This window comes from Burkholderia sp. Bp9140 (assembly GCF_003853425.1).
Classification (GTDB): domain Bacteria; phylum Pseudomonadota; class Gammaproteobacteria; order Burkholderiales; family Burkholderiaceae; genus Burkholderia.
Genome location: NZ_QTPQ01000083.1, coordinates 1 through 4985, shown reverse-complemented (window position 1 = coordinate 4985; position 4985 = coordinate 1). Strand labels below are relative to the sequence as shown.

Here is a 4985-nt window from a genome sequence, read left to right as displayed (position 1 = left end):
TAGGCTTAAACATAGGCGGAAGACTACCTCAAAGTTTAAGCGTTACCTCGTGTCCGGTTTTCGCCGGGGCCGGCCCAAGTCGAAAGAAGAGACCTCAGACGGCATTGAGGGACTTCTCGATCGCTTTCTCGAACAGGCACGCGAAGCAAAAGACCTCGCCACAAAAGGCTACCTCAGCGAATATCGCGATCTCAAGGTACGAGTGAGCTTCGGCAAAGGTAACTTTGCCAAAATCCCTTGGATCGCGTTTCTTGGTGATGCGCAATCAGTCAACAGAGGCATCTATCCTGTCCTACTTCTGTACTCGGAACAGCGGCAACTGTTGCTCTGCTATGGGGTTAGCGAGGAGGAAACCTCCCAGTTAGGCTGGGGTGAACTGGCTGGTGCACAAACGGTTAAGGAGTGGTTCAAAGGGCGGTATGGTCGGATGCCGGATCGCTACGGTACGTCCATTGTTCGCGCAGCGTACGACCTCACGCAACCACTGCCAATGGCCGAGCTACAACAAGATTTGGACGATGTAATCGACATCTATAGCCAAGTGCTTGCTACCAACGATGCGGAAGAGCTTCCGGAAGTAACCGAACCAGAGCAATCGGACGAACCACTTCCGGTTAGAGCAGACCTTCGTGAGGCCATCGAGACATTCAGCACTGCGTTACGCGCGAGTGGCGTGACGTTTGGCGACCATCACGACGGGCTCGTCACATCCTTCATTTCAAGTCTGGTCACCAAGCCGTTGGTCATTCTGACCGGGCTCTCGGGCTCGGGCAAAACGCAAATTGCGATTCGTTTCGGCGAGTGGCTGGGCAAAGATCGGCTTCACGTTGCCGCAGTGCGGCCCGATTGGACGGGCGCTGAAGCGTTGTTCGGATATGAAGACGCGCTTAAACGCGAACTCGATGGGCGCCGTGCCTGGACGGTGCCGGCCCCGTTAGAATTCATCCTGAAGGCGGCAGCTGACCCACAGCATCCGTACCTACTCCTTCTGGATGAAATGAACCTTGCACACGTCGAACGCTACTTCGCTGACGTGCTATCGGGGATGGAGTCCGGTCAACCATGCATTCCGAACCTCCACAAAGGGACGGACGACTGCTGGCGCCTGAAAGCTGGCGCTGATAAGCAAATCCCCCTCCCGGCAAACTTGTGGATTGTGGGTACCGTCAACATCGACGAGACGACCTACATGTTTTCACCAAAGGTACTTGATCGCGCCAACACGTTCGAGTTTCGTGTGCACTCAAGCGATCTTTCGACCGAGGCCATCAAGCCGCAGCCGTGCGTGGCCGGTGATCAGGAACTAGTAAGGGGATTGCTGAGCATTGCGCAAGACGACAGCTGGCATCGGCAGCGCTCCGATGACTCGATCATCGAGCTAACGCAGCGCTTGCGGCAACTGCACGAATTGCTCAGCCGTTACAACCTCGAGTTCGGTCATCGCGTCTTCTATGAGGCGATGCGATTCGCAACGTTGGCGCAAGAAGCTGGGATCAACAGCGTTGCAGCAATTGCGGACCGCGTCGTCATGCAGAAGGTACTTCCCAGACTGCACGGATCACGTAGGCGGCTCGAATTGCCGTTGCTGGCGCTCGCGAATTTCTGCCGCGACCTGCCGGATTCGGTAGCGGCCGATGACAAGCTACAAACATTAGACGTCGAAGTACTACCCGAGCAAGGCGCAGCTCTTCCGATTGCCTATACCAAAGCCATCCGCATGCTGCGCAGCCTGCGTGCCAATCAATTCGCCAGCTTTACGGAATAAGCCGTGCACGCCGTTTCAGATGCTATCGCTCTCCTTCGCGATTCGACGGGGAACATCACCGCAAAGTTACACGTTGCGGTGTTGCCCCGTCGCTCTGGCGCTCCTCGCGCAACGCTTTGGACCTTAAACGGCACCACCACTGGAAATGGCTCTGCGGGTTCGGTCGAGCTCTTGGAGGGCATGGAGTATCGGTACACCTGGGAGCCCATCAGCCCAGGCGGCAGTCCGTTGATCGCCGATCCCGAAGAAGTGTTTCAACCCGATACCTTGGACGGTATGTCTGGTCGCCTACGACCAGGACTTGCCACTGGCACCATACGCGTTGTCCTACGTACCGACATCAGCACACTCGGCCAGCTGGAGCTCGAAGTCCGATCCCGCAAACTCTCATATCTCTCTGAGTATCGCTGGATGCTGCGCGATATCGCTGAGCGAATGACCGAGCTTGTGATGGACCGCTTCGCGGTGAGCGATGCAAGCTTCGAACTCGACGACACCCGTGATGCCGTCACGCTCTATCAACGCTTCACGTTTCTGCGCGCACTGTTCGAAAACGAAAACTTCCAAGGAGCGCTTCACGAAATCACTCGTCGCCCGCACACCGCGTGGGAAACAACAAGCGAAATGGTGCGTGCCGGTGCAGGCATTCGAGCGGACTCGCATGTCCTTCGGCAATTCGCCAAGGGTGGATCTCGGTCGGCTTGGCCTGACGGGGCGCTCAGGTCCGTCCCGTCCTACTTCGAGCTTGCGCAGACCGAAGCGACGCACGACACCGTCCCAAATCGCTTCGTTAAATTTGCCCTGGAGCATTGGCTTCGGATACTCGGAGACATCGATCGAGGTCTTTCCAAGATCCAAGCGACACCAGCGACAACGCGCGGACGGCGGGAAATTTCGGTTGTAACGTCTCAGTTAGAAGAAGTGCTACGTCACGACGTGTTCACCGACGTTGGACGACTCACGAGATTCCCTGCTGACAATCAGGTGCTCCAGAAGCGCGAAGGCTATCGGGATATCTTCAAGGCCTACGTGGAAACGGAGTTTGCGGCGCGTCTCTCTTGGCAGTCGTCTCCCGACGTCTACGGTGCCGGTCAGCGCGACGTCGCGACACTTTACGAGTACTGGGCGTTCATTCAGCTATCACAGGTGGTCGCCAATCTTGTTGGCCACTCATTCGACTTGAGCCCGTTGGTACAGACCCAGTCCGACGGATTAACTGTCGGCATCCGTACCGGCGTAGAAACTGTTCTAGCCGGAGAGGTCAATCGCCTTGATCGACGCATGCGAGTGGAGCTCTGCTTCAATCGGACCTATCGGCGAGGCTCAGCAGGTATCGCATCATGGACGAGACCTATGCGGCCGGACTATTCGTTGTTGATCAGCCCGGCTGACAACGAACCGTCACCTTTTGAGCCAATTGCGCTTCATTTCGACGCTAAGTATCGGGTCGATTTCGTTCGAGAAATTTTCGGCGCCGACAATGAAGAGGAAAGCACCGCCGGTTCCGAATCTCCGACGCGTCTGGAGCGCGGCGGCCCTCTCCGTGATGACCTACTGAAGATGCACGCATACCGCGACGCTATCCATCGGACCGCCGGGGCCTATGTTTTGTATCCAGGTGGCGACGATGAAGGCGACGGCCTCAGATATCCGGAATATCACGAACTTCTGCCAGGCCTGGGGGCATTCGTGTTGCGGCCAACAGACACTGGTATTGCGAGCGGCACATCCGCACTACAACGCTTTATCAGTGACGTACTTGATCACGTTGCAACGCGTTTGACCAGGCACGAACGCGGCCGGTACTGGCTGAGCGAAGCCTATGACACGTCACTTCGTGGGCGATCGACGCAATCACTCATTTCACCGTCGCCAGAGGCAAGCGTCCTTCTGGGTTTTGTGAAGAGTCACGAACACTGGAGTTGGATTCAAGGACGGAGGTCGTACAACGTCCGAGCTGAAGGTCGTCGTGGTGGTGTTCACGCCGGCGCAGCCTTATTAAGTAGCCAGCTTCTACTTCTTTACTGTCCGTCGACACAGGAAGTTGCGTTGACTCGCATCGTTTCTGGTGCAGAGGAGGTCTCAGAAACTGGGATGAGCGAATCTGGCTATCCAGCGCCTCGCGGAAACTACTGGTGTGTGCAGATCCAGTGGCTTGCTCATGATCGGTGGCTTCAAGGTCTTTCGCCACACTCGATCGATACCTATGTCAAGAATCTAGGGAGAGAGTATGGCGAACCCATCAGCGTTCGGTGGGGGGAAATTCTGTCGCTTGCTGACGGTACTTAGTCGTTCACGTCAGTCGCCAAATCACGATCAAGCCTGGCAACGCCTACGCCGTAATTTCCTGAGGCGAAAACTCATGAAGCTATGCCGTTTGGCCATTCCTCGAATTTTCCACATTTCGAGATGCCCAGTTAGATAGACTCAAATGGCATCACCGCAAAAAGCGCGGGCCGCATGGGCTGCCACCCATACGACCCGCTGACCACAACCAACTCAATGCAGGAGTCGGAAGATGGCTAACGCCTATAGTAAGTCACGTCCCAAGAAGCTCAAACAGTATCCCGAGGTTGAGCTGACCCTCGGCAACAAGCCTGACCTTCCCCAGGATGGCCAGCCGTACATGCCATGGATGCGCGCCATCGACGCGCATTTCGAGATGTTCGGATTCAAGCCGGGTGATCGCGTCTATCTTCGGTTCAACTTTGATTCCCGAAGGGTCATCATCACGCCCGACTACAGCGCGCTGAACTGGCGAGAGCAGCCCTATGGTGCAGCTGCCCAAGAAGAGGAAAAGGATCAGGAATACGCAGCGCAGGCCCCTTTGCGCCGCTCTGTTGCCTGGTGATGGCTCGGCGTGAAGGACTTCGGCACGCCCCGTGATGCAAATGGTCCACGGCGGCGCTGCAAGTAACTTCAACAACCGTCACAACAGACGAAAAGTTGCGTTCGGCTCTCTCGGCATTCGATGGCATCGCAAGCATCAGCGCATGCAGCACGACAAGCACCCATGCCGAGTACTCCACACGCATTTCCGCCGCGCAAATGCAAAAACCCCCGCCTGTTCGGGCGGGGGTTCTTGGCTTAGGGAGCCTGACGATTACCTACTTTCACACGGGAATCCGCACTATCATCGGCGTAGAGTCGTTTCACGGTCCTGTTCGGGATGGGAAGGGGTGGGACCGACTCGCTATGGTCATCAGGCAAAGAGGGTTGT

The 4985-nt window shown here is 56.5% G+C and carries 3 protein-coding genes and 1 rRNA gene; 3 read left to right on the top strand and 1 reads right to left on the bottom strand.

All coding sequences use genetic code 11. The features are described from left to right. The 3 genes from DIE21_RS36520 to DIE21_RS36510 form a co-directional block, all read left to right on the top strand. On the top strand, positions 1-1765 hold a 1765-nt coding region (locus DIE21_RS36520; RefSeq protein ID WP_124502173.1), incomplete at its 5' end, for an MrcB family domain-containing protein. A gap of 228 nt (positions 1766-1993) precedes the next feature. Then, entirely contained in the window at positions 1994-4054 is a 2061-nt protein-coding gene (locus DIE21_RS36515; protein ID WP_260432613.1) for a restriction endonuclease-like protein, read from the top strand. A gap of 229 nt (positions 4055-4283) precedes the next feature. After that, positions 4284-4616: a hypothetical protein gene (locus DIE21_RS36510; RefSeq protein ID WP_124502171.1), complete on the top strand. Its 333-nt coding sequence runs from the start codon at positions 4284-4286 to the stop codon at positions 4614-4616. A 243-nt stretch (positions 4617-4859) separates the two neighbouring features. Here DIE21_RS36510 and rrf read toward each other — a convergent pair. Then, a 5S ribosomal RNA gene (rrf, locus tag DIE21_RS36505) occupies positions 4860-4972 on the bottom strand. Between the last annotated feature and the right edge of the window lie 13 nt (positions 4973-4985).

What these genes read in the sequence shown, in the direction of transcription:
- DIE21_RS36510 (WP_124502171.1), top strand. Translation starts at nt 4,284, where the DNA reads ATGGCTAACGCCTATAGTAAGTCACGTCCCAAGAAGCTCAAACAGTAT.